This window comes from Xanthomonas sp. NCPPB 1826, assembly GCF_056725285.1.
Map to the genome: position 1 here is coordinate 4,586,354 of NZ_CM161521.1, position 20,685 is coordinate 4,607,038.

Genomic DNA, 20,685 nt, shown 5'->3' on the forward strand with positions numbered 1-20,685 from the left:
GGCGATCCTGCAGGGACTGACTGCACCCCAAAAAAAAAGGGCCGCCAATGGCGGCCCTTTCGATCAGGCGCTCTGCAAGGCGCCTTCGCGTTGGCGGCGTACCGGCTTGGGCCGGCTCGGGAACGCATGCCGCACGATCCGCCACATCACCTGGCCGAACTGACGCGGCAGCGAGCCGGTGTTGTAGTGCTGGCCGTAGCGCGCACAGACCTGCTTCACCTCGACCGCAATCTGCGCGTAGCGATTGGCTGGCAGGTCCGGATAGAAGTGATGCTCGATCTGGTGGCTCAGATTTCCCGACAGCACGTTCATCAGCTTGCCACCGGTGAGGTTCGAGGAACCCCGCAGCTGACGCAGATACCAATGGCCGCGCGACTCGTTGCGGATCGACTCCTTCGGGAACACTTCCGCATCGGCGGTGAAGTGGCCGCAGAAGATGATCACGAAGGTCCAGATGCTGCGCAGCACGTTGGCAGCCAGGTTGCCCAGCAGCACGGTCAGGAAGAACGGGCCGGCCAGCAACGGGAACACGATGTAGTCCTTGAGCATCTGGCGGCCCATCTTGCGGCCGACCGGCAGGAACGAGGCGCGCAATTCGGCCGCCTTCATCTTGCCGGCGAACCAGCGGCCCAGGCGCAGGTCCTGGATGGCCACGCCCCATTCGAACAGCAGCGCAAAGAACACCGCCACGAACGGCTGCAGCAGGTAGAACGGGCGCCAGCGCTGCTCGGGGAAGATGCGCAGCAGGCCGTAGCCGATGTCGTCGTCCATGCCGCGCACGTTGGTATAGGTGTGGTGCTTGAAGTTGTGCGTCTTGCGCCAGTTGTCGCTGGTGGCAACGATGTCCCACTCGTAGGTGTTGCCGTTGAGCTGCGGGTCGCCCATCCAGTCGTACTGGCCGTGCATGACGTTGTGGCCCAGCTCCATGTTCTCCAGGATCTTGGACAGGGTCAGCAGCACCACGCCGGCGATCCAGGCCGGGATCAGCACGCTGTGCACGAACGCGCCCAGGAACAGCAGCGCGCGACCGGCCACGCCGGTCCAGCGCACCGCCGCCACGATGCGGCGGATGTAACGCGCATCGGCGGCGCCGACCTGGCTCTGCACGCGGGCGCGGATGGCATCGAGCTCGTCGCCGAAGGACTGCAGTTCGGCAGCGGACAGGGCGCGGTTATGGACTCGGCTCATGAGAATTCCTTACAGATCCAGGATCAGGTCAGTGCTCGGGGCACTGATGCACAGGCGGACCTGTGCGGTGGGTTCGTTGCTGCGCTCACCGGTCAACAGGTGGCGCGTGGTGCCGGACTGGCGCGCGCAGGCGCAGCTGTTGCAGATGCCCATGCGGCAGCCGTATTTCGGGCGCAGGCCTTGTGCTTCCAGCCCTTCCAGCAGCGACTGGCCGCACGGCAGGCTGAGAGTACGGCCGCTGCGTGACAGTTGGACCTGCACGTCACCGGTTTCGCCGTCTTCCAGCGTCGGCACGCTGAAGGCTTCGGCCTGGAACGCGGCCACGCTGCCCTGCAGGCGCGCACGCGACGCCTGCACGAAACCGCCCGGGCCGCAGACCATGACGTGACGGCTGGAGAGATCGGCGATCTGCTCCAACGGATAGGTATCGATGCGCGCCGCCGGCGTGGCGCCTTCGCGGGTGGTCAGCAGCCGTACGCGCAAGCGCGGATGGGCGGCGGCCATCGCCTCGAATTCGTCGACAAAGCAGGCTTCGTCGCGCTGGCGCACCCAGTACAGCAGGTCCACGTCCATCGGCATGCCGGCCTGCGCGGCGGCCTGCAGCAGCGCGCGCATCGGGGTGATGCCCGAGCCGGCAGCCAGCAGCAACAGCGGCGTCGGGGTGGTCGGCAGCAGCATGTCGCCGAAGGCCGGATCCAGCGACACCACCGTCCCGATCGGCGCAGCGCCGGCCAGGTAGCGGCTGACCAGCCCGCCCTCGATCGCCTTGACGGTGATCGCCAGGCGGCCATCGGCCAGCACGGTCGGGCTGTAGCTGCGCAACAGGCGGCGGCCGTCGATCTCCACGCCCAGGCTCACGTGCTGGCCGGCCTGCAGGCCCTGCCAGTGGCCATTGGGCCGCAGCACCAGGGTCACCGCGTCGCGGCTGGCCGCCGTGCGCGCGACCAGGCGAGCCATCGGCCGCTCCAGGGTCCACAGCGGGTTGAGCCGGGTTGCCCAGAAGTCGAACAGCTGCGGCGACACCAGCCGGCGCGCCAGACGCGTCGGCAATGGGGACTTGGACTTGGGGGGAGATGCCAGGTTCATGGATTGCACTATACGCATGCATGCACAGCCGTGTATACAGTTGTATATCGATCAGAGGAGCTATGATTCAGGCCCACGCCCGGCTGCCGCCTCATGACTTCCATCGCCCTGCCTTCCCAAGACGCGCCGCCGTCACGCAAGCCGGCGATTTCACGCGAGGACCTGATCGCCGCGGCGCTGTCGCTGATCGGACCGCACCGCAGCCTGTCCACGCTGAGCCTGCGCGAGGTGGCACGCGAAGCCGGCATCGCGCCGAACAGCTTCTATCGCCAGTTCCGCGACATGGACGAGCTGGCGGTGGCCTTGATCGATCTGGCCGGGCGTTCGTTGCGCACCATCATCGGCCAGGCCCGCCAGCGCGCCACCTCCACCGACCGCAGCGTCATCCGCGTGTCGGTCGAAGCCTTCATGGAGCAGCTGCGCGCCGACGACAAGTTGCTGCATGTTTTGCTGCGCGAAGGCGCGGTGGGCTCGGATGCATTCAAGCAGGCCGTGGAGCGCGAGCTCAGCTATTTCGAAGACGAGCTGCGGGTGGACCTGATCCGCTTGGCCGCCGCCGACAACGCAAAGCTGCATGCACCGGCGCTGGTGTCCAAGGCGATCACCCGGCTGGTGTTTGCGATGGGCGCGGTGGCGATGGACTCGCCGCCGGAAAAAGATCCCGAATTGATCGAACAGATCTCGCAGATGCTGCGCATGATCTTGACCGGCGCACGCACCTTGGGCACGCACGGCGGGTGAGCGTGGTTTGACGTTGGAGGCCTGCGTGCCTGCCCAACTTTCATCAATGACGCTTGATCGTTGAGCGCTGCAGCCTGGCTGGCTGCGTATGGATTGCATCGCACTTCTGCACTGTCAGTGCGTCAATGGCCTTGTGGTCATGATGGCGCAGTCCACCTACGTTGCCGCGTCGAGCGTCATTCGAGCGCCCGTGCATCGACATGGTCGCAGGTACTGCGTTTCGCACAGCCAGCCAGAAATAGCGATCGCTAAAACATCTGCAGTGCCTGATTGCCTGCAGAGGCACTTAACTACCTGCAGGGCGATACGGTCACGATTCTTCGGACCACTGCTTTGTAGAGATACGCTTGGCATTATCGGCTGACGTCTTGGTACAGATTATCCGTACACCACGTGAGGCTATTCGAGAAATCAATACACCTGCAGTGCGAACTTGCTTGGAGCGCGATGTTGCAAGCTGACATCAGCAACCTCATCCATAGCGGCGGATGCACAGTTCAGTCTTGTCGCGACGGCACTCACATCCAAGCACATGCGTTTCACTCCGCCCTGTCCAAGGTGGCGCCACGTTCGCGATCTGCTCGACAGACGCACCTACAGGCACCCCGGAGACGACATGAGCAACCACGACACCCCCCTCGACAAGCAGGAACGCAAGGCCGAAGCGCAGGATCTGAATCGTGATCCGATCTCCGGTGCACCCGGTTCGCATCCGGTAGGTGTGGGTGTGGGCGGCATCGCAGGCGGCGCTGCCGCAGGCGCGCTGGCCGGCACGGTGTTCGGCCCGCTGGGCACCTTGATCGGCGCTGCTGTCGGCGTGGTGGCCGGCGCTGCAGCCGGCAAGGGCGTGGCCGAGCGCCTGGACCCGACGGTGGAAACCGAATACTGGCGCCAGGAACATCAGAACCGTCCTTACTACAAGGAAGGCACCGATTACGACCGCGATTACGCCACCGTGTACGGCTTTGGCCTGCAGGCGCGCGAAACGCGGCCGACCAGCACCTGGGAAGAAACCGAAGCGACCCTGGCCGGCGAGTGGCCGCGCAATCGCGGTGAATCGCGGCTGGAATGGGAAGAAGCGCGCCTTGCCGCGCGCGATGCCTGGGAACGCGCCGATCGCACGCACAGCGTCTATCGTGAGGGCGATACGCATTACGAAGGCCGCTTCGACAGCGCAAGCTATCGCGATGCCGAGTATTCCTATGACGATTATCGTCCGGCCTATCGTTATGGCATGCAGGCGCGCCAGCAACATGCCGGCCGTCAGTGGGACGACCATCTGGAACGCGACCTGGGCGATGGCTGGGACCGTTTCAAGTCCAACTCGCGCCTGAGCTGGGAAAAGGCCAAGCACGCAGTGCGCGAAGCCTTCGATTCCGAGAATCACGATGAGGCGGCACGTCGCAATCCGACCGACCCACGCGTCTAAGTCATGACAGCCTGGCGTTAAACAACGCTGAAGTTGAAAAAGAACGGGCCCGAGGGGCCCGTTCTTTTTTTGTCGAAAGCGCCATCAGGTACGAGGCGCCTTGGCGAACGCGCGAATCAGCTGGAGCTGTTCTCCACCGCGCGGATATCGCCGCGGAACTCGTTGGCGCCTTGCCCAGGCGAGGATGGTGCGTCGCTCTGCTGCTTGAGCCTCTGCTTGCGCGCGGCCACCACTTCCTTGGCCAGGGCGATGCGCCGGCCGACCACCATCTCGGTCAACCAGTCGATCAGCGTGCGCGTGTATTCCTGCTGGTGTTCCTTGACGCTCAATGCGTGATCGGCACCGGCAATGACGCGTGCGCTCAGCGAGCGCGCATTGACGAAGGCATTGGCGTAGTTGCGCAACACCGGATGCGGCACGATCACATCGTGTTGCGCCTCCACCAATAGCACACCGCCCCTATAATCGGCACAGGCCGCCAGGGCGATATTATCGTCAGGGGTCAGCACGCGTTGCCGGTAATCCATCAATTCCGGATCGGCGTTGAGGCTGACCTTGGGGTGATCCCAGTGCTCGTCCTTGTAGAGCGCAGGCGAACGCAACGCCAGCCATTCCACCGGGCGCTCGCGCGTCAGCAATGCAGACAGATAGCCGCCGTAACTGAGCCCAACCACGGCGATTGACTGCGGATCGACATACGGCAGGCCGGCCAGCTGATCGTAGGCGGCCTTGATGTCGTCCAGGTTCTGCGCGCGTGTCACGCTCTGGCGCATCGACGCATAGCCTTCGTGACCGCGCAGGTCGAAGGTCATGCAGATGCAGCCCAGGCCGACCGCTTCGCGCGCACGCACCAGGCTGTGATGCTGGCTGCCGCCCCAACCGTGGACGAACAACACCGCGGGAATGCCGGTGGGCGTCAGCAAGGTGCCGCTGAGTTCGTCCTGGTCGACCGGGATCTGGATGCTGGAAAGTTTGGCTTCCATTATGGGGTGGATACCCTCCTGTATTTGAAGCGTGGACCCGGCCCGGCGCGCTCTGCGCGGTAGTAGATCTGCGCATCCGCGGGCGGTTCGCCCTGATAGATCTCATGCGTGGATGCGTGCACCCACTGCAGGTTGGCGTCATCCTGAAAGCTGGAGATCGCGGCAAGCTCGGCCGGTGTCGCGCCGCCGACGCGCCAGGATTGCTCCAGCACACCGCAGACCGGACCGGCCTGCCCATCATTGCCGCTGACCACGTCGTAGTTGCGCCGCGAGATGTGCAACCCAGGATAGGCGGCGGTGATGAATCGATCGTATCTGCAGGCCTGCTCTACCACGCGCTGCTGCAGCGACGGTAGCGCGGTCATGGCCAGTGCCTCGAGCGATCCGCGATACACATGCAGCGACGAGCCGCCGTAGACCTCTTCATCCTGCATGTTGCGCACGCTGCATTGCGTGCCGTAATAGGCGATCTGGACACCGGCCACGCAGAGCTCGCCAACGCTGTGCGTCATGGGCTGCAGGATATTGCGCTCCAGCACCGCGCCATGCGTGCCCAGATAGTGCTCCGGCAGGCTGTCCAGCACCTGCGCGAGGTGCGCTGCACCGGCGATACGCCATTGGCCATTGCCACCCACGCCGGTCGGCAGCTTGAGTCGCACACCGCCATCCGGAAGCAAGAGCTCCAATGCACGCAGGGCATCGATGCGCGAAAACACCGTATAGCCCACCAGTGTTGCCGGGATCAGCGCGGTAGCCAGCGCCTGGTTCCATCCGGCAATGCTGGCTGCGTGGTCGCCAATGAGCGGGTGGCCGATCACCTTGGTCGCCAGGAAGGCATGCGGCACGATGCCGCCCAGCAGGTCCGTCGCGTCATCGATACCGAGTCCATGCGCCTGCTCCGAGGTCAAGGTCTCATCGGGCACATGAAACACCGTCTGGAGGACAGCATGCTTGGAGTCACTGGCGTGCCCTGCGCCGCGCACGCCCAGCAACCGTGCAATTTCGCCGCAGACCCAGGCATGCGTGGCGCGCTCGTGACCGTACTCGGGCACCGGACGCGTGACATGCCCCACGACCTGGCAGTACTGCTTGTGCGCCATCACGTCTCCCCTCGCAGCGTCGAGCCGCGTGCCGTTGCTGGCTTGTTCAAACAGTTGAGACGCACGCAGACATTGATGCAGCGTTACGCGATGCCCGGGAGAACCGGCTTATTTCAGCGTCAGATAGAACGCAAATACGATCGCAAGGACGACGATCAAGCTGATGGCGACACGTCCCCCTCGTAGCTCCACCAAGGCATGCCACCACACGCGTGCTTCGGAGGTACCGCTGGCGGCTTGCGGCTTACGGCTGCTTTCGCTGTCCTGCATCCTGAGTACTCTCATCTCCCTAAAGTCATCCCACATCCTAAGCATCAGACGTTACACAAGTGTGGAACGATTCAGAATCTTCCGTAAATTGCGGCATTGCGTAGGCGTTTTCTCGCTCATCGATGCAGCCACCAACTGATGCGCGATGCAAGCCTCACACCTCGATTGCCGACATTTCAGCCAATGCAATCGATTGCTGGCTATTACTCAGCACGACGCCATCGCCTCGATCGCACTGCACGTCATGCGCGACGTGGCCTGCATACGCAGCGTGTAGAGGCGCAAATGCAAGCTGACCAGTTAAGCACGCACCACTGCAGTGCGTTGAATAGTCGTGTTCGATGATCATTCGTTGACACAGCCGCAGTTACCCTGCATGTCAAGTTTGTTTAACCCGGACCACGCGAAGTCATGAGCAGAGACCCATCCGTCATCGATGTACAAGCCGAAATCGCGCATTGGCAGGCGCGGCACGCGCAGGGCAACCTGGGTGCAGGCAAGTTCAGCGAATTGTCCCCGGTGGTGAAAATGGCCTGCGATATCTACCTGCAGGCACCGCGTTCGAGCGATCAGGAACGTCTGCGCCTGTTTCGCGACCGCCTGGAGCATCACTTCATCTCATCCAGCACCCAGTCCAACTACGAACAGTTGGCTACTGATTGCTGGCAGCGGCTAGGCACACGCAATAGTTGAGCAGCATGTATTGAGCAGGACCGTTACTCATTGGAGAGCATCATGAAAACCCCGTATCAAGTGCAGCAGGAGCTGGAGCGATTGGAGCGGCTGGTTCCGCACATCGTCAGCGACCAGGGCGACCGCGCGGAGGACATCCTAGGCTTCCATGTCGCCAGCTTGCTGGGCAGTGCCCCGGCCAGCGAACACGCTTTGATTCGCGAGCGCACCGCACGCATGGCGCGCGTGTGCCGCACCGCGCAGGACACCGTGCGTACGCCAGCCAGACCGTTGGGCCTTGGCGCGGCCGCCCAGGCGCAGCTGGCCTGACCGGCAGGCGCCGATCCACGCATCACCGGAGCCGCGTAGCGGCTCCTTTGCATTTCACCGTCGGCAGTATTGGCCGCATTCCTTAGGACCTCCATGAAATCCCTTCTTGTCGCGACATCGCTCCTTGCCATGCTCTCCCTGACCGCCTGCGATCGCCCTGGCGGCGATGCCTCGCGGACTGCGCCAGCAGTATCGCCCGAGCCGACTGCCGCACCGGTCAGCGGCACCGGCGCTGCCGAACTGGCCAAGGGCGATCCCGCCGTGCTCGGCGTGCTGGCGGCGCTGGATGAAAATGAAATCGCGCTGGCCAAGCAGGCCATCTCCCAGGATCTGGGCGGCGCGACCGACACCTTCGCCAAGCAGCTGCTGCACGACCACGAAGCCAACCTGGAAAAGAGCAAGGCACTGGGTGCCACCGACAGCCCACGTGCCGATGCAATGCGCGCCAAGGGCAAGGCAGCGGTGGATGCACTGGCAAAGACAGCGACCCTGCCCGATGGCAAGGACGCCTACCGCAATGCCTTCCTGCGCACGATGGTCAGCGACCACGGCGACACCATCAAGATCATCGACGCCGAACTGCTGCCCGCCGCCGAAAGCGCGCCGGTCAAGCAGCATCTGGAAGAAAGCCGGCGCGTAGTGTCGGCGCACTTCGAGCGTGCCCACGCGGTGTCCTCCTCGCGCTGAGCCTGTTACAGCGTCTGCAAGCACCCAACGCGCCGGCCTGTCCGGCGCGTTGGCGTTTGGGCCTTGCCGGTCTTGCCGATCGAACACGCCCTCCGCGCGGCCGCAGTCCTGGTGCCGCACGCGGCCATCGCAGCGTGTGCAGCGACTTCACTTTGCAGCAGGTAGCGCTGGCCTATCGTGCCGCATCGATTCGGCGCAGGAATGTCCCATGCAGTTGCTCATCACCGGCGGCACCGGGTTCATCGGCCAGGCCTTGTGTCCGGCACTCGTGCAGGCCGGGCACCAGGTCAGCGTGCTGACCCGCGACCTGCGGCGCGCAACGCGTCGCCTGCCCGGCATGACCGTGGTGGACACGCTGGATGGCGTGCAGGCCGATGCGGTCATCAATCTAGCGGGCGAGCCGCTGGCGGCCGGCCGCTGGACCGATGCGCGCAAGCAGCGCTTCCGCGCATCGCGCCTGGGCATCACCGGCCAGCTGCATGCCTGGATCGCGCAGCAGCCGGCCGAACGGCGCCCGGCGGTGCTGATTTCCGGCTCGGCGGTGGGCTATTACGGCGAGCGGGGCGACAGCGTCCTGACCGAGGCGGACCACGCCGGCGACGATTTCTCTGCACAGCTGTGCCGCGACTGGGAAGCCGAAGCGGCCAGGATCGCCGTGCTCGGCCCGCGCGTGAGCTGGGTGCGCACCGGCATCGTGCTCGACCGCGACGGCGGCGCGCTGGCGCGCATGCTGCCGGCGTTCCGCTTCGGCGGCGGCGGCCCATTCGGCGATGGCCGGCACTGGATGAGCTGGATCCACCGCGCCGACATGGTGGCCTTGCTGCTGTGGTTGCTGGAACACGGCCAGGCCGGCGCCTACAACGCCACCGCGCCGACCCCGGTTACCAATGCCGAGTTCGCGCGCACCCTGGCCCACGTGCTGCATCGCCCGGCGCTGCTGGCGCTGCCGGCCAGCCTGCTGCGGCTGGGCTTTGGCGAGATGGCCGAGCTGCTGCTGGTCAGCCAGCGCGTGCTGCCGCAACGCGCCCTGGATGCCGGCTTCCGCTTCCAGTACGTCCACCTGGAAGCGGCATTGCGCGCCATCCTGCAGCGCTAGCGCCTGCGCGGGGGCCCTGGGCCTTGCGCAATGGCAGGGCTGCCGGCCGCCTGTAACGGCCCGGCGGGCCATGCACTAATATTTGCCTAACGACCATCTCCGACAGTGCTGCCGATCTCGGACTGGCCCTGGGCCCGGCGGAACCCCTATGCACCTGCTGCTTGTCGAAGACGACACCATGCTGGCCAACGCGATCTGCGATGGCGTCCGCCAGCAGTCCTGGACCATCGACCACGTCGGCAGCGCCAATGCCGCCAAGACCGTGCTGGTGGACCACCGCTACACCGCGGTGCTGCTGGATATCGGACTGCCGGGCGAGTCCGGGCTCACGGTGATCCGCTTCATGCGCGGCCACTACGACGCCACGCCGGTGATCGCACTGACCGCGCGCGGCCAGCTCACCGACCGCATCCGCGGCCTGGATGCCGGTGCCGACGACTACCTGGTCAAGCCGTTCCAGTTCGACGAGCTGATGGCGCGGCTGCGTGCGATCACCCGGCGCAGCCAGGGCCGCGTAGTGCCGCTGCTCACGCAGGGCGATGTCTGCGTGGACCCGAGCAGCCGCAAGGTCACCCGCGACGGCAAGTGGGTGGCGCTGAGCGCGCACGAATACCGCCTGCTGCTGGCGCTGATGGAACGCGCCGGGCGCGTGGTCACCAAGGATCAACTGGAAGAAGGCGTCTACGGCGGCCCGTCCGAAGGCGGCAGCAACATGATTGCGGTGTACGTGCACCAGCTGCGCCGCAAGCTGGGCGATGAGCTGATCTCCACGGTGTATGGCCAGGGCTACATGGTCGGCAAGGCACCGGAATGAAATCGCTGCAAGCACGCATGCTGGCGGCGCTGGCCGCAATCGTGTTGTTGAGCTGGTCCACCTCGTTGTGGATCCTGGTCGCCCTGGTCACTCAGGGCCATCACAGCGTGTTCGAGCAGGAGCTCAACATGTTCGGCGACCAGTTGATCAGCGCCCTGCCCGACGCGCTGGAGCACCGCTTCGATACGCAACCGGAGCCGCCGGCTGCGGTCGATGCGCACACCCCGATCGGCAATGTGTCCTCGCGCATGAGCTTCAAGCAGACCTTGATTGCGATGGTGCTCAACACCTTGCAACTGGGGGTATTGGGCGTGCTGGTGTGGTGGGCGGTCCGCACCTCGCTCGCACCGCTGCGCGCCATTTCCAGCGCCATCGCGCAACGCACCGGGCTGGAAACCGAGCCGGTGCCGCTGGCGCAGGTGCCGGACGAGATTCGCCCGCTGATCGGCTCCTTCAATTCGCTGCTGGCCCGCGTGGAGAAGACCGTGCAGGCCGAGCGCGATTTCGTGGCAGACGCCGCGCACGAACTGCGCACCCCGCTGTCTGCGCTGCATGCCTACGCCGAGGTCGCGCTGCGCGCACCCACGCTGGAGGCCAAGGACGCGGCGCTGCAGCAGCTGCTGGAAACCGCGCGCCGCAGCAATCGGCTGGCCGAGCAATTGCTGGATCTGGCGCGGCTGGATGCAGGCATCAGTTCGGCGGCGTACCAGCAGGTGGACATGGGCGAGCTGATCTCGCATGTGCTGGACGAATTCAGCGTGCAGGCCGAGGCCCGCCACATCAATCTGCAGGTGGAAGCATCGCCCTGCCTGCTGCGCTGCGATGTGGATGCGGTGGGCATCCTGATCCGCAATCTGGTCGACAACGCCATCCGCTATGGCCGGCCTCACGGCATGGTGGAAGTGAGTTGCGGCTACTGCCTGCGCGCCGATGCCCTGCATCCGTTCGTGCAGGTCAGCGATAACGGCCCGGGCGTGCCGGAGAGTGCCCACGCATCCATCTTCGAACGCTTCTACCGGGTTGCCGGCAGCCAGGTGCAGGGCAGCGGAATCGGTCTGTCGCTGGTGGCCGGTATCGCGCGCCTGCACGAAGCCAGCATCGAAACTTGCGAAGGCCACGAGGGCCGCGGCCTGTGCGTGCGCGTGGTGTTCGCCAGCGAGGGCGTGCGCCGCACCGGCTGAACGCAGGCGGCGCGCGGCGATCGTCCAGCACCCAACCCAATAAGTTTCCAACACCCGCTGCCTACAGTGCACTCACCGCACGCATCCAGGATGCATGGTGATGTTTCACTCGATCCGTTCCACCCCGCTTTCCCCCGCCGCCATCGCGCTGCTGGCGCCGCATACGGCTGCCAACGACAGCGTTGCCCCTGCCCCTGTCGCCGATGTCCTGCTGCTGGACTTTCGCTGTGGCCGCACCGGCACGCGCAATCGCGACATCTGGAGCGAACTGCCGGATATCCGCAGCGCGCGTCAGGCGCGCCGGCTGCAGCACTGGGCCAAGAGCGGGGTGTTGTTCACTGCTGCCGCAGTGGTGTTTGCGCTGGCGGTGGCCAGCTATCTGATGCATTGAGCGCGCGGCCTCGCTCGCGCGTGCTTGTCCCTATCTGCTTCCTCTCCAGGTATCTGCCCATGTCGTCGCATTCCCTTGTCCGCTGCTGCGCGCTGCTGGTTGTCGGCGTGACGCTGATCGGTTGTGCCAGTACGCGCCCGATGCCGTACAGCCAGTTGCCGTCTTCAAGCTATCTGCGCCCGCACGATGGCAGCCGTGGTGACCGCATGCCATACGCCTACCAGGGCGAGGTGGATTGGACGCGCTACCGTGCCGCATTGGTCGAGCCGGTCAGCATCTATCGCGGTCCGGACGCGCAATTCGAAGACGTGCCCGAGCAGGACAAACGCATGCTCGCCGATTACATGCAACAGGAGTTCGGTAATGCGATCGGACAGCGTTGGCAGCGCGCGACGGTGGCCGATCGCGACACCTTGCGCGTGCGCATCAGCCTGACCGGTGCCAAGCCCAGCAAGCGGGTGCTGGGCACCTTCATGAAGGTGGATCTGGGCGGCGGCTCCTATAACGCGATGCAGGCCGCACGCGGCAAGGAAGGCGCATTCTCCGGCTCGGTCAGCTACGCGGTGGAAATCTTCGACGCGCAGAGCAACCGCCTGCTCGCCGCCTATGTCGAAAAACAGTATCCGAGCGCAATGAACATCAAGGCCAGCCTGGGCGCCTACGACGCGGCCAGGGCCGGTATTCGCAAGGGCGCCGAGCAATTGGTCAAGGGAATGGAGTAGCTGGGATTTGGGATTTGGGATTTGGGATTTGGGATTTGGGATTTGGGATTTGGGATTCGGGATTCGGGATTCGGGATTCGGGATTCGGGATTCGGGATTTGGGAATCGGGAATCGGGAATCGGGAATCGGATTAGCGGAAGCGATGGCTTCCAGTTTCCTTCTCCCACCGGGAGAAGGTGCCCCGCAGAGGCGGATGAGGGTACGGGCGAAGCCTCGCGAACTCGGAACGACACGCGGGCTTCGTCGGTTTCATCCCAGCGCCGCTGCACGCCTAACCCACTCTTGCAGCGCGTGCGCTCAAGGACACGCGCGCCCATGGTGTGCAAGCCGCACCTTCTCGCTCCGTGAGGAGAGTGGCTTGATGTCCCGCATCTGGCGAGCGGTGCGGACAGATGCCCATCCGGTTCAAATGTCAGATCCAGTCACTTGCCCGATCACATGAGCGCAGCAAGCAAGGGACCGCCTCGTTAACGATCACACCAAAAAAAAGGCCGGCGCTGTACGAACAGCGCCGGCCTTTGTCAGTCTGCACGGCCAACGCATCGTCAGCGTGCAATGCCATCTTGGTGCTGCAGCATCAACGCGTCACGCGCTTGGCCACTTTCTTGCCCACCGCCTTGCGGGCGGCGGTGGTCTTGGCCACTGCGCGCGTGGCCGGGGTCTTGGTGACCTTGGCAGCCTTCTTCAAAGTGGTCTTGGTCACCGCCTTCTTGAGCGGGGCCTTTTTCACTGCGGCCTGTTTGGTGGCGGTCTGCTTGGCCACCGGTGCCTTCTTGGCTGCGGGCTTGACGATGGTCTTGGCGACCGGCTTCTTGACCGGGGCCGCCTTGGCGGCAGCCTTCTTCGCTGCCGTACGCGCGCCCACCGTGGCCACTGCGCTCTTGCGCGCTGCGCTCTTGGCAGCGGTCTTGGCACTCAGTGCTGCGGCTTCGGCTTTGGCATTGGCCTTGGCGGTTTCCAGCTTCTGCTTGGCGCTGGCCTTGGTGTTGGCCAGTTTCTTCTTGGCAGCATCGGTGGTGCTGCTCAGCTTCTGCTTGGCGGCATCCTTGGTAGAAGCAAGCTTCTGCTTGGCAGCGTCCTTGGTAGCGGTCAACTTGTCCTTGGCGGCCTCCTTGCCCGACACCAGCGAGCGCTTGGTCTTGGCCACGCTGCGCTTGACCGCGGTGGCTGCATCGCCGGCCTTTTCGACGACGCGCTGTTCGACCTTGACCACGGCCTTGCGTGCCTTGGCGACGCGGATCTTGACCTCTGCCGCCGCCGTGCCGGCCGCGTCCTGCACGCTGGCCAGCGCGTCGCTGGTGGTGCTGGCGATGGTTTCGCCCAGTTCGGTGGCAGTGCTCTTGACGCTATCGACAGCCTCGGACAGGGTTGCCGTCACACCATTGCCGTTGCTCATAGGACCCTCCTTAAGGGCATCAGTGCTGAAAACGCGGGCGATGCGCAGCGGCATGCGTATGCTGAACAGGCATCGGATCAAGCGGACGCTACGCCGGGCTCAAGCGACTGTCAACGCAATGCCGGCAAGGGCTCGGCGGCGCTTTCACCAGGCGTTAAATTGCCCGCTGGCACTCTCGTTCAGCTTGATTTACGCAGTCAGACGCCCTATTCCTCTTCCACCGCGTAACCCGGACTCGTTGCATGCGCCCGCTGCCCACCTTGCTGACCCTTTCCCTGGCCGCTGCCTTCGGCGGATTTGCCGCCACCGGCATCAATGCCTGGATGGACAACCGCGCCGAGGCCGCACCGGCCGGTGCCTCAACTACCTTTAGCTTGCCCGCGGCCGCCGCGTTGCCGGCCGCCGTCGCCGGACAACCGGTGCCGTCGCTGGCGCCGATGCTGCAACAGGCGATGCCGGCGGTGGTGAGCGTCAATACCAAGCAGGTGGTGCGCGTGCGCAACCCGTTCTTCAACGACCCGATCCTGCGCCGGCTGTTTCCGCAGGTGCCGCAGGACCGCATCAACGAGTCGCTGGGTTCGGGCGTGATCATCGATGCACAAAAAGGCTATGTGCTGACCAATCACCACGTCATCGAAAATGCCGACGATGTGCAGGTGACGCTCGGCGACGGGCGCACGGTCAAGGCCGATTTCATCGGCTCCGATGCCGATACCGATATCGCGCTGATCCGCATCAAGGCCGACAACCTCACCGACATCAAGCTGGCCGACAGCAATGCGCTGCGCGTGGGCGACTTCGTGGTGGCGATCGGCAACCCGTTCGGCTTCACCCAGACGGTGACCTCCGGCATCGTCTCGGCGGTGGGCCGCAGCGGTATTCGCGGGCTGGGCTACCAGAACTTCATCCAGACCGATGCCTCGATCAATCCGGGCAACTCCGGTGGTGCGCTGGTCAACCTGCAGGGCCAGTTGGTGGGCATCAATACCGCCAGCTTCAATCCCCAGGGCAGCATGGCCGGCAATATCGGCCTGGGCCTGGCGATCCCGTCCAACCTGGCGCGCAATGTGGTGGAGCAACTGGTGACCAAGGGCGTGGTGGTGCGTGGCACGCTCGGGCTGGAAACCCAGAACCTCACCCAGCAGATGCTGCAGGGCCTGGGTGTGGATTCGTTGCGGGGTGCGCTGGTGACGCGCGTGTTGCCAGGGTCGGCTGCGGCCGCCGCAGGCGTGCAACCAGGCGATGTGGTGGTGGCCGCCAACGACCAGCGCGTGGACAGCGCAGAGGCGCTGCACAACTACGAAGGCCTGCAGGCGGTCGGTAGCGCGGTCAGGCTGGAGATTCGCCGCGATGGCAAACCGCTCACTCTCACCGCCAAATTGAAAGAGCAGGACCGCGCAGTCACCGGCGACATGCTCGACCCGCGCCTGGGCGGCGCCACCTTCGTGGATCTGCCCGAATCGCTGCGCCAATCCGGCATTACCGGCGTCATGGTCAGCGAGGTCAAACGCGGCGGTCGTGCCGCAGCCAATGGGCTGGTCAGCGGCGATGTGATCGTGGCCAGCAGCGTGGGCGAGTTTGCCGATCTGGCCAGCTGGCGCGCCAATTTCCAACGCAAGCCGCAGCAACTGGTCGTGCGCATTCTGCGTGGCAATGCGCAGTACGACGCGTTGATGCGTTGACGTGGCGTGCACTGCCATCGGCGTGCACTAACACCTCCTACACCGCAGCGATGCTATTGCTGCACCACGCCCGCATGCTATCGCGGCTGCCATCAATGACCGAAGGAGATATCGCATGAGCCCCACCAATACCGACCAGCTGAAAGAAAATCTGAGCGAAGCCAGCACCCACCTGAAGTCTGCCGCCAGCGCTGCAGGCGAGGCTGTCAAAGGCGCCACCAGTGCTGCAGGCGATGAGCTCAAGCTCGGTCGCGCCAACGTCAAGGCTGAGCTCTCCGATACCGCACTGGCTGGCATGGCTGCTGCCGAGTTCGGCGGCGCCGCTGCCAAGGAACAGCTCGACGTGCTGGTCAGCAAGGGCAACGACCTGCTGGAAAGCGCAACCGATCTGATTCGTGAGCGCCCGCTGGCTGCGTTTGGCGTTGCGTTTGCGACCGGCTGGATCATTGCCAAGCTGGCACGCAGCAACGACAACTAAGTCGTGAGCGACCAGGCCTCTACAGCTGCCGCCTCCGACGCGCCCAACGCGCGTCCGGAAACGCCAGGACTGGACGAAAGCGTACGTGCGGTCGGCGCAGCCGGCCGCGCAACGCTGGGCTCGGCCAAGGACACCAGCCGCGCGTTGCGCCGGCTGGTGTCGGCCGACTTGCAACTTGCACGCAGTGCCTTCGGGCGCGGACTGGCCTGGGCATGCGTTGCCGTGGTCTTCGGTGCGTCGTCGTGGTTGTTGCTGGCAGGTGCGATCATCGCGCTGCTGCAACGCGCCGGCCTGTCGTGGTTCCAGGCGATGTTTTTCACCGCGTTGGCCAGCTTGTTGGTCACCGGCATTGCGGCGTGGCGGGTGTTCTTCTACTTCGACCACACCGGCCTGAATGCAACACGTCGTCAGCTGGTCAAGCTGGGCATCTTCGATGACAGCAGCGACGACGACGATGCCAACGCATCGGCTGCCAATGGAGCACGCACATGAAGTTCGGCACCTTGCGTCAGCGCGTGGAACGCGCCGAATTCCTGGTGGAAGGGCGCGCCCAGGAAACACGCTTGCATTGGGGAGAATTGCGTGACACCTGGCGTGCCGGGTGGTCTCCGCTGCGAATCATGGTGGTTGGTTTCGGCCTGGGGTTTGTCACCGGCCGCAACGAACCGCAGGCGGCATTGGGCAGCATCGCCAGCAAGCTCGGCGGTATCCCGAAGATTCTGCAGATGATCAGTACGATCTCTGCGCTGTTCACCGCACACCGTGCGCAGGAAGCCTCCGAGCAGGCCGAACGTGCCGCAGACAGTGCCGAAGAAGTCGCTGCCGATCCACCGGTGACGGTGGTGCAGGCGCCGATCGACCGCGCCGCGTAATGAAGCGTTCCCGAGCGTCGCTCGGGATCGCGCTGCGGGTGTTTGCCGCCCGATGCGCGGCAGAGCCCGCTACTGGTGCTGCTAAGGCCTGACGTTACGCGCACACCCTCTGTGCGCTGCGTTGACGCGTTCGGCTGATAATGGCCCACCGCTGGCAGCACGCCAGTCTGCTGCCAGGGCGCGCATGACTCTTCCCGTCGATTCTATGGATGCTGCCATTGCGGCAGATTCGCTCCCGCCGCCACCGGCGCCGCGCCCACGTGCGCCGGTCTCGCTGGTGGTGCTGGCCACGCTTGCGGTTGGTTATACGCTGTGGGCTGCACAGACGATCATCCTGCCGGTGATGTTGGCCGCCTTCTTTGCCTTGATCGGCAACCCCATCCTGCGCGGTCTGCGCAAGCTGTATATCCCCCGCTTCCTTGGCGCCTTGATGGTGTTGTGCCTGGGCCTGGCCGGTACCGTGACACTGGCCGCGCAGCTGGCCGGGCCGGCCGCCGAATGGGTACAGCAGGCGCCTCGGCAGATGCGCCAGATCGCGCGCGATGTGCGCGATTTCACCAAGCCGGTGATGCAGGCCAACCAGGCCGCGGAAAACTTTGCACGCGCGGCCGGCGGCGACGGCCAGCGTAGCGTGCAGATCGTGCGCACACAGATGGATGACCCCTACAAGGCGCTGGTGCGCACGCCGAAGCTGGCCGCCTCGGTGCTTGCGGTGGTGCTGCTGACGTTCTTCTTCATGGTCTATGGCGAAAGCCTGCAGCGGCATGCGATCGCCTTGCTGCCCAACCGACAGCAGCAACGCTTCACCACCGAAATCATGCTGGACATCGAGCGCGAGGTCTCGCGCTACGTGCTCACCATCAGCGTGATCAATACGCTGGTCGGGCTGGTCTTCGCCGGCATTCTCTATGTGCTCAAGATTCCGCTGCCCGAAGCGCTGCTGTGGGGCACAGTGGTGGCGCTGCTCAACTTCGCGCCGTATGTGGGCCCGTTGATCGGCGTGATGCTGATGCTGCTGATGGGCTTTGTGGAATTCCGCACCACCTTGTCGGCGATGCTGCCAGCGATCCTGTACCTGGCGCTGCACACCATCGAAGGCCAGGTGGTCACCCCGATCGTGCTCGGCCGCCGTATGGCGATCTCGCCGCTGATGCTGATCCTGGCGCTGATGCTGTTCGGCTGGCTATGGGGCATGGTCGGTTTGCTGCTGGCGGTACCGCTGCTGGTCTGCATGAAGATGGTGCTGAGCAGGGTGGAGGGAATGCAGCGTTGGGCGCGGTTGTTGGAGTAGCCGGGAATCGGGAGTTGGGAATCGGGAATCGCAAGAGCAGTGGCTGCGCTCTACCCATTCTCGATTCCCGACTCCCCATTCCCGGCATTACAATCTGACGATGAGCTTCCACATCAGCGCCATCACCCTCGACCTCGACGATACGTTGTGGCCCTTTGCGCCGATCGGGGCGCGGATCGACCAGGTGTTGTACGACTGGATGCGCGAGCACAGCCCGGTCACCGCCGAGCGGTTTCCGGTGGAGGCGATGCGCGAACTGCGCGAGCGCAGCTTTGCCGACAACCCGCACCTGCATCATGACCTCAGCGCGCTGCGGCGATTGACGCTGGAAATGGCGCTGCGCGAGAGCGGCGGCGACCTGGCCTTGCTGGAGCCTGCGTACGAAGTCTTCTACGCCGCACGCAACCAGGTGGAGTGCTACCCGGATGCGCTGGACGCGCTGGCGCGTATCGCCGCGCATGTGCCGGTGGCGGCGCTCAGCAACGGCAATGCCGATCTGCAACGCATCGGGCTGATGCATCACTTCGCGTTTCAGCTGGGCTCGCGCGAGCACGGCAGCGCCAAGCCGGATCCGAGCATCTTCCTGGCCGCATGCGCGCGGCTGGAGGTGCCGCCAGCGCAGGTGCTGCATGTGGGCGACCACGTGCGCATGGACGTGCTGGGCGCGCTGGATGCCGGGCTGCGCGCCTGCTGGATCAACCGTGATGGAGCGCAGTGGTCGCACCCGACCCAGCAACCGGATCTGGAGTTCGACTCCATGACCGGGCTGGCGGACTGGCTGGACGCGCAGCAACCGCACCCCGACCCCGCACACGCCGGCATCCGCCTTCCCGCCTGAGCCACTTTTTGCTCGGCGCATGGCGCCGCCTCCGAGGATTTCCATGTCGCAGCTCACCGGTTTCATCGATCCCAACGCCGCAGCCTTGCCGCTGCATGTGCTCGACCGCGAAGGCTTTGCACGTTGGTGCGCCGAGCAGCCCACGCGCGTGCTGTCGTGGGCACAGGCGCAACGGTTCGATGCCGCGCCCGGCAGCGTGCTGTTGTTGCCGGGCGAACAGGGGCTGGCCGGCGCGGTGCTGGGCATCGGCGACCGCGCCGATGCCTACGCCTACGCGCATGCACCGATGGCGCTGCCGCCGGCCAGCCGCTGGACGCTGGCCAACCCACTGAGCGAGAGCGAGCAGGCGCTGCTGCACCTGGGCTGGGGCCTGGGGGCGTACCGCTTCTCGCGCTACCGCAAGGTACCGCGCGCACCGGCCGAACTGGCCGCCACGCCGACACCGCAGACGCGCGCGTTGATCGAGGCCTGCATCCGCGTGCGCGACTGGGTCAATACGCCGACCGAGGACATGGGCCCGCAGCATCTGGAAGAGGCCACGCGCGCACTGGCGCAAACGCATGGCGCCCAGGTCGACGCCATCGTCGGCGAGCAATTGCTGGCGCAGAACTTCCCCACCATCCACGCGGTCGGGCGCGCCTCGCACCGGGCACCGCGGCTGATCCAGCTGCAATGGGGCGATGCGGCGCATCCGCATCTGGTGCTGGTCGGCAAGGGCGTGTGCTTTGACACCGGCGGGCTGGATCTGAAGCCGGCCGATGGCATGCGCAACATGAAGAAGGATATGGGCGGCGCGGCGCATGCCTTGGCGCTGGCCGGCCTGGTGATGGCGCAGCAGCTGCCGGTGCGACTGACCCTGTTGATTGCCGCGGTGGAAAACGCCGTCGGCCCGGATGCGTTCCGCCCGGGCGAAGTCATCACCACCCGCGCCGGCGTCACGGTGGAAGTGGACAACACCGATGCCGAAGGCCGCCTGGTGCTGTGCGATGCGCTGAGCTACGCCACCGAGCAGCGCCCCGATCTGATTCTGGATTTCGCAACGCTGACCGGTGCCGCACGCATCGCCTTGGGGCCGGACCTGCCCGCGCTGTTTGCCAACGACGATGCGCTGGCGCAGGCCTGGCTGCATGCCGGCGAGCAGACCCGCGACCCGGTCTGGCGCATGCCGCTATGGCGCCCGTATCTGCGTTACCTCAACAGCCACGTCGCCGACATGGCCAACGCCGGCTCGCGCATGGCCGGTGCGGTCACCGCCGCGCTGTACCTGGAGCGCTTTGTCGCGCCGGGCCAGCTGTGGGCGCATCTGGACGTGTACGCCTGGAACGACAGCGACCGCCCCGGCCGCCCGGCGGGCGGCGAGGCACTGGCGCTGCGCTCGGCCTTTGCGATGCTCCAGCAACGCTACGGCGGCTGAGCTCGCCGCGCACGCAGCGCGCG

At 65.2% G+C, this 20,685-nt stretch carries 22 protein-coding genes; 17 read left to right on the forward strand and 5 right to left on the reverse strand.

Annotation, left to right across the window (positions count from 1 at the left end; genetic code table 11):
* Positions 1-63: 63 nt before the first annotated feature.
* Both AC1PLA_RS19260 and AC1PLA_RS19265 read right to left on the reverse strand, forming a co-directional pair.
* The gene (locus AC1PLA_RS19260; protein WP_481105160.1) at positions 64-1,188 is read right to left on the reverse strand and encodes a fatty acid desaturase family protein; all 1,125 of its coding nucleotides are present in this window, start codon (positions 1,186-1,188) and stop codon (positions 64-66) included.
* Positions 1,189-1,197: 9 nt separating this feature from the next.
* Entirely contained in the window at positions 1,198-2,274 is a 1,077-nt protein-coding gene (locus tag AC1PLA_RS19265) for a ferredoxin reductase (RefSeq protein WP_481105161.1), read from the reverse strand.
* A gap of 93 nt (positions 2,275-2,367) precedes the next feature.
* On the opposite strand from AC1PLA_RS19265, the gene fabR reads away from it, so the two are divergent.
* Positions 2,368-3,015, forward strand: coding sequence for an HTH-type transcriptional repressor FabR (gene fabR, locus AC1PLA_RS19270; RefSeq protein ID WP_016902665.1), 648 nt, complete (start codon positions 2,368-2,370; stop codon positions 3,013-3,015).
* Positions 3,016-3,631: 616 nt separating this feature from the next.
* Complete coding sequence (locus tag AC1PLA_RS19275; RefSeq protein ID WP_016902664.1) at positions 3,632-4,444, forward strand: hypothetical protein; 813 nt, start codon at positions 3,632-3,634, stop codon at positions 4,442-4,444.
* 116 nt (positions 4,445-4,560) lie between these two features.
* On the opposite strand, the gene AC1PLA_RS19280 is transcribed toward AC1PLA_RS19275, so the two are convergent.
* Positions 4,561-5,427: an alpha/beta hydrolase family protein gene (locus tag AC1PLA_RS19280; protein WP_481105162.1), complete on the reverse strand. Its 867-nt coding sequence runs from the start codon at positions 5,425-5,427 to the stop codon at positions 4,561-4,563.
* A complete protein-coding gene (locus AC1PLA_RS19285) occupies positions 5,427-6,527 on the reverse strand; it encodes a DUF3182 family protein (protein WP_481105163.1) in 1,101 nt (366 codons plus the stop codon). The genes AC1PLA_RS19280 and AC1PLA_RS19285 overlap by 1 nt, the downstream gene beginning before the upstream one ends.
* A gap of 681 nt (positions 6,528-7,208) precedes the next feature.
* Between AC1PLA_RS19285 and AC1PLA_RS19290 the strand changes: the two genes are divergently transcribed.
* The 8 genes from AC1PLA_RS19290 to AC1PLA_RS19325 all read left to right on the forward strand — a co-directional run bounded on the left by AC1PLA_RS19290 (position 7,209) and on the right by AC1PLA_RS19325 (position 12,690).
* Positions 7,209-7,490: a hypothetical protein gene (locus tag AC1PLA_RS19290; protein WP_016902660.1), complete on the forward strand. Its 282-nt coding sequence runs from the start codon at positions 7,209-7,211 to the stop codon at positions 7,488-7,490.
* Between the two features lie 42 nt (positions 7,491-7,532).
* The gene (locus AC1PLA_RS19295; RefSeq protein ID WP_046346090.1) at positions 7,533-7,799 is read left to right on the forward strand and encodes a hypothetical protein; all 267 of its coding nucleotides are present in this window, start codon (positions 7,533-7,535) and stop codon (positions 7,797-7,799) included.
* A 93-nt stretch (positions 7,800-7,892) separates the two neighbouring features.
* Positions 7,893-8,486, forward strand: a complete 594-nt coding sequence (locus tag AC1PLA_RS19300; RefSeq protein ID WP_039521011.1) for a DUF4142 domain-containing protein — start codon at positions 7,893-7,895, stop codon at positions 8,484-8,486.
* 208 nt (positions 8,487-8,694) lie between these two features.
* Positions 8,695-9,582, forward strand: a complete 888-nt coding sequence (locus AC1PLA_RS19305; protein ID WP_104595434.1) for a TIGR01777 family oxidoreductase — start codon at positions 8,695-8,697, stop codon at positions 9,580-9,582.
* 148 nt (positions 9,583-9,730) lie between these two features.
* Complete coding sequence (locus AC1PLA_RS19310) at positions 9,731-10,396, forward strand: response regulator transcription factor (protein WP_016902656.1); 666 nt, start codon at positions 9,731-9,733, stop codon at positions 10,394-10,396.
* Entirely contained in the window at positions 10,393-11,577 is a 1,185-nt protein-coding gene (locus AC1PLA_RS19315) for an ATP-binding protein (RefSeq protein WP_481105164.1), read from the forward strand. Before AC1PLA_RS19310 ends, AC1PLA_RS19315 begins: the two co-directional genes overlap by 4 nt.
* Before the next feature lie 100 nt (positions 11,578-11,677).
* Entirely contained in the window at positions 11,678-11,968 is a 291-nt protein-coding gene (locus tag AC1PLA_RS19320; protein ID WP_047130141.1) for a hypothetical protein, read from the forward strand.
* 59 nt (positions 11,969-12,027) lie between these two features.
* The gene (locus AC1PLA_RS19325; RefSeq protein WP_481105165.1) at positions 12,028-12,690 is read left to right on the forward strand and encodes a DUF3313 domain-containing protein; all 663 of its coding nucleotides are present in this window, start codon (positions 12,028-12,030) and stop codon (positions 12,688-12,690) included.
* Between the two features lie 578 nt (positions 12,691-13,268).
* Here the strand turns inward: AC1PLA_RS19325 and AC1PLA_RS19330 are convergent.
* Complete coding sequence (locus AC1PLA_RS19330) at positions 13,269-14,087, reverse strand: histidine biosynthesis protein HisIE (protein WP_481105166.1); 819 nt, start codon at positions 14,085-14,087, stop codon at positions 13,269-13,271.
* Positions 14,088-14,329: 242 nt separating this feature from the next.
* Between AC1PLA_RS19330 and AC1PLA_RS19335 the strand changes: the two genes are divergently transcribed.
* The 7 genes from AC1PLA_RS19335 to AC1PLA_RS19365 all read left to right on the forward strand — a co-directional run bounded on the left by AC1PLA_RS19335 (position 14,330) and on the right by AC1PLA_RS19365 (position 20,662).
* Complete coding sequence (locus AC1PLA_RS19335) at positions 14,330-15,769, forward strand: Do family serine endopeptidase (RefSeq protein WP_039815026.1); 1,440 nt, start codon at positions 14,330-14,332, stop codon at positions 15,767-15,769.
* A 115-nt stretch (positions 15,770-15,884) separates the two neighbouring features.
* On the forward strand, positions 15,885-16,247 hold the full coding sequence (locus AC1PLA_RS19340; RefSeq protein WP_006450942.1) for a hypothetical protein: 363 nt from the start codon (positions 15,885-15,887) through the stop codon (positions 16,245-16,247).
* A 3-nt stretch (positions 16,248-16,250) separates the two neighbouring features.
* On the forward strand, positions 16,251-16,739 hold the full coding sequence (locus tag AC1PLA_RS19345) for a hypothetical protein (protein ID WP_024939695.1): 489 nt from the start codon (positions 16,251-16,253) through the stop codon (positions 16,737-16,739).
* Complete coding sequence (locus AC1PLA_RS19350; RefSeq protein WP_016902649.1) at positions 16,736-17,119, forward strand: hypothetical protein; 384 nt, start codon at positions 16,736-16,738, stop codon at positions 17,117-17,119. The genes AC1PLA_RS19345 and AC1PLA_RS19350 overlap by 4 nt, the downstream gene beginning before the upstream one ends.
* Positions 17,120-17,303: 184 nt before the next feature.
* Entirely contained in the window at positions 17,304-18,410 is a 1,107-nt protein-coding gene (locus AC1PLA_RS19355; protein ID WP_481105167.1) for an AI-2E family transporter, read from the forward strand.
* Positions 18,411-18,510: 100 nt separating this feature from the next.
* Positions 18,511-19,248: an HAD family hydrolase gene (locus AC1PLA_RS19360; protein WP_102255069.1), complete on the forward strand. Its 738-nt coding sequence runs from the start codon at positions 18,511-18,513 to the stop codon at positions 19,246-19,248.
* A 43-nt stretch (positions 19,249-19,291) separates the two neighbouring features.
* A complete protein-coding gene (locus tag AC1PLA_RS19365; RefSeq protein WP_481105168.1) occupies positions 19,292-20,662 on the forward strand; it encodes a leucyl aminopeptidase family protein in 1,371 nt (456 codons plus the stop codon).
* The last annotated feature ends 23 nt before the right edge of the window (positions 20,663-20,685 follow it).